We start from the raw sequence: 3,858 nt of genomic DNA on the forward strand, positions 1-3,858 counted from the left end.
GCGCGGAGCTCCTCGGCCCGCGCCACCACCGCGGAGGAGGCGCTCGCCCACCCCGCCGTCGCCCTGTTCGCCGAACGGGCCGCCGCGGCGGCCCCGGACTTCACCCTCGACCGGAACACCGTCGAGCCCGTCGTCCGGATCTGCCGGGAACTGGACGGCCTCCCGCTCGCCCTGGAGCTGGCGGCGGCACGACTGCGTTCCCTCGGCCCCGGGCACCTCGCGGCGCGGCTGCACGACCGGCTCCGGCTGCTGGACCGGGGCCCCCGCGCCGCCCCCGGCCGGCATCGCACGCTGCGCGCCGTCATCGGCTGGAGCTGGGACCTGCTCGACGAGGACGAACGCGTCCTGCTGCGGCGGCTGTCGGTGTTCGCCGACGGGGCACTCCTGTCCGACGCCCACCTGGTCTGCTCCGGCCGTTGGCCGGGCGGTCCGGCACCGGACGTGGTGGCCGTGGAGGACCTGCTGGCGTCCCTGGCCGAGAAATCCCTGGTGGTGACCACCGGCCGGGGCGACGGGCCGCTGCGGTTCCGGCTGCTGGAGACCATTCGCGAGTACGCCGCCGAACAGCTCCTCGCGGCCGGGGAGGCGGACCGGACCGGCGCCGAGCACCTGGGCCGCTACCTCGCCCTCGCCGAGACCGCCGAACCCCGGTTGCGCACGGACGACCAGCTGAACCGGCTGGCCCGGCTGGACGCCGAGCACCTCAACCTGGACGCGGCGCTGCGCCGGGCGGTCGCCGTCGGCCCGCCGGAGCACGCGCTGCGGTTGGCGGCCGCCCGGGTCTGGCCGTGGCTGATGCGCGGTCAGGGACACGAGGCCGGTGAGTGGACGACGGCCGTCCTCGCGGCTCACGGCCACACCCCGCCGCCCGGCCTGGAGCAGGCGCACGCGCTGTGCGTGATCCTCTCCGGGCTCACCGCGCCACTGCGGGATCCGGACGGGACGGCGACCCCGGCCGAGGCGATGGGGCAGGCGTTGGTCACGGCGATGGAGGCCGACCACCCGGTCGCGCTCGGGGCGGCACTCCTGCTGGCCCTGGGCGGGCCGCCCGGGGCCACGAGCGCGGCGGCGGAGCGGTTCCTCGGGCATCCCGACGCCTGGGTCCGGGCCGGCGCCCATCTGGCGCTCGGCCGCATCGAGCTGGGCGCCGGCCGGATCGCGGAGGCCGAACACGGTCTGCGGGCCGCGGTGGACGGCTTCCGGGCGCTCGGTGACCGCTGGGGTCTGGCGATGGCCCTGGTCACGCTGGCCGCGCTGCTGTCCGTCACCGGCGCGGCCGACGAGGCGCTGACCGTGCTCCTCCAGGCCCGCGACTGCGACGCCCGGATGGGCGGCGCCGGCGATGCCCCGCTGCCGCTGCTGCTGTCCGGCCGGCTGCGGACCCGGAACGGCGAGCCGGACGCGGCCCGGGCCGACCTGGAACGCGCGCTGGCCGCCGCCGTACGGGCGCGGGACCCGCACCTCCAGGCCGCGTCCCGCTACGCGCTCGGTGAACTCGCCAGAAGGACCGGCGACTTGAAGGCGGCGCTGCGTGACCAGCAGGAGACGGTGCGGAGGCTGGAGCGCCTCTCCCCGGCCGACGCCGCGGCTCCCACCCGGCGGCACCTGCTCGCCCTGCTGCACACCAGCCTGGGCCGCATCCGGCTTCGCCTCCGCACGCCCGAGCAGGCCGCCCTGCTGCACCGCCGGGCGCTGGAGCTGGCCGCGGACAGCGGTGACCGGCCGGTCCGCGCCGACGTGCTGGAGGGCTTCGCCGAGTACTGCCTGGCCCAGGGCGAGCCGACCCGGGGCGCGGCCGCACTGGGCGCGGCGTACGCGCTGCGCGGAGCCCATGACGCGGGCGACCCGGAGCTGCGCGCCGTCCTGGACGGCTGCGCCGAGGCGCTCGGTGCGGACGGCTTCCGCAGCGCCTGGGAGCGCGGCCGGGCGCTGTCGCGACCGGAGTCGCTGGCCCGGGAGGCAGGCTGACGGTTCCGCCGGGACGGTCGGCGAGGGAACGCCCGACGGCCCGCACGGCCCGCACGGCCCGCACGGCGGACAGGTCCGCACGGCCCCGCTGCCGGGGCTGGGCGGACCGGTCGGCTCAGCCCGCGAAGGGCTGCCGGTCGGGTGCGCAGACCGTCCCGCGCGCCGGGAGCACGCCGTCGATCAGGTAGCGCGTCTCGTACCGGGCCGCACAGCCGCTGGGGTTGGCCAGGACCGTGTGGCCGTAACCGTCGACGGTCAGCAGTTCGGCGCGGGCGAGCGACCGGGCCATGGCGCGGGACCCCTCGTACGGCATGCCCGGGTCCCCGGTGGCGGCGACGACCAGGATCGGCCGGGCGGTCCGGTGGTTCCACGGGCCGTCGTAGCGGTCGCGGTCCCGGACGGGCCAGTCGGCGCAGCGCTCCGCGGCCCAGGCGAAGTACGGGCCGACCTCGCCGGAACGGGAGCGGGCGAATGCCGCCTGGGCCGGGTAGTCGGCACCGGCCGGCGGGTTGGCACTGTCCGAGCACATCACCGCGAGCGCCTGGTCGGGAGACGCGTGGGAGACGGGCGGCAGCGGCGCGGCGGGTGCCTCGGTGGCGGTCCACAGGGCCTGGAGCGTGCCGCCGAGCCGGGACCAGCCCGTGCCGGGCAGGCCGGGGACGGGGTTCGCCGCGTAGAGCGAGAGGAGCGTCGTCTCCAGGGCCGAACCGGCGGTGAAGGTCGTGCCGGAGACGGCGACCGGCCGGGTCCGCAGCCGCTGGAGCAGCTCGGCGAACCGGGCGCGCGTGGCGGTGGCCGTCCCGGCGGAGAAGGCGCACGCCTGCGGGCCGACCCGACCGCACCGGTCGAGGAAGGCGTCGAGGATCCGGCCGGCGGCCAGGTCGTTGCCGTTGCGCAGGAGGGTGCCTTCGACCGCGGCCTGCCCGTTCCGGCCGGTGGACCAGGCCACCGGGTCCATGGCGCTGTCCAGGACCATGGCGCGGACCCGGCCGGGGAACAGGTTGGCGTAGGTGGCACCCAGGTAGCTGCCGTACGAGGTGCCCAGGTAGCTGAGCTGCCGGTCGCCGACCGCGCGGCGCAGCAGGTCCATGTCCCGGGCGACGTTCGCGGTGGAGACGTGGGACAGCAGGGAGGCGTCGCGGGCCCCGCACTGCCGCCCGAGGCTCCGGTAGGCATCGGTCCACGCCCGCTGCTGGACGGTGTCCTCGGGGTAGCCGGCCGCGGTGCCGGCCAGCAGGGCCTGCTCGTCCGCCGGGGTCTCGAAGCACTGGACGCCGGCGCTGCCGCCGGTGCCCCGCGGGTCGAAGCTGACGATGTCGAAGCGTGCGCGGACCTCCTCGGGGAAGAGGTCGAGCATCGCGGGGAGGGCCGCGGTGCCGGGCACGGCCGGGCCGCCCGGGTTGTAGAACAGCGAGCCGATCCGGTGGGCCGGGTCGCTCGCCGGGTGCCGGACGACGGAGAGGTCCAGGCCCGCCCCGCGCGGGTCGTGGTGGTCGAGCGGGACGCGGGCGCTCGCGCACTCGAAGCCGTCCCCGCAGCTCGCCCAGTCGAGCCGCGGCACCGGGGCGGTGTCCGCGGCGGCGGAAGCGGGCGTGGGGGCCGTCGCGGCCAGCAGGGCGGCGGCCACCGCGCCCGCGCCCAGACGCCAGGCGGTTGCCACGCGGTGCCCCGCCGTGCGGGACGCCCTCGGCCGGCGGCGGCCCTCGACGGGGCCGGTGGGACGGGATGTGCGAGTCATACGGGAGTCCTTTCGTCCGTGGCCGGGCGGTCGCGCGCTCCTCGGTCGCGGCGCTCCTCCCGACGCGTCCCACCGTTCCGCACCTCGCTGGCAGACCCCTGGCAGACCGCTGGCAGCCTCCCCGGCCGGCAGGCCTGCGGCTCCCCGTCGCG

Annotated in this window: 2 protein-coding genes; one reads left to right on the forward strand and one right to left on the reverse strand. The window is 77.8% G+C overall.

Going from position 1 to position 3,858, the window contains the following annotated elements:
• A partial coding sequence (locus tag ACIQOV_RS31595; RefSeq protein ID WP_401054099.1) for an ATP-binding protein occupies positions 1-1,968 on the forward strand: 1,968 nt, incomplete at its 5' end.
• A gap of 115 nt (positions 1,969-2,083) precedes the next feature.
• On the opposite strand, the gene ACIQOV_RS31600 is transcribed toward ACIQOV_RS31595, so the two are convergent.
• On the reverse strand, positions 2,084-3,628 hold the full coding sequence (locus ACIQOV_RS31600) for an alpha/beta hydrolase (RefSeq protein WP_401054101.1): 1,545 nt from the start codon (positions 3,626-3,628) through the stop codon (positions 2,084-2,086).
• Positions 3,629-3,858 lie beyond the last annotated feature (230 nt).

It is taken from the genome of Kitasatospora sp. NPDC091257 (genome assembly GCF_044757675.1).
Classification (GTDB): domain Bacteria; phylum Actinomycetota; class Actinomycetes; order Streptomycetales; family Streptomycetaceae; genus Kitasatospora; species Kitasatospora lactacystinica.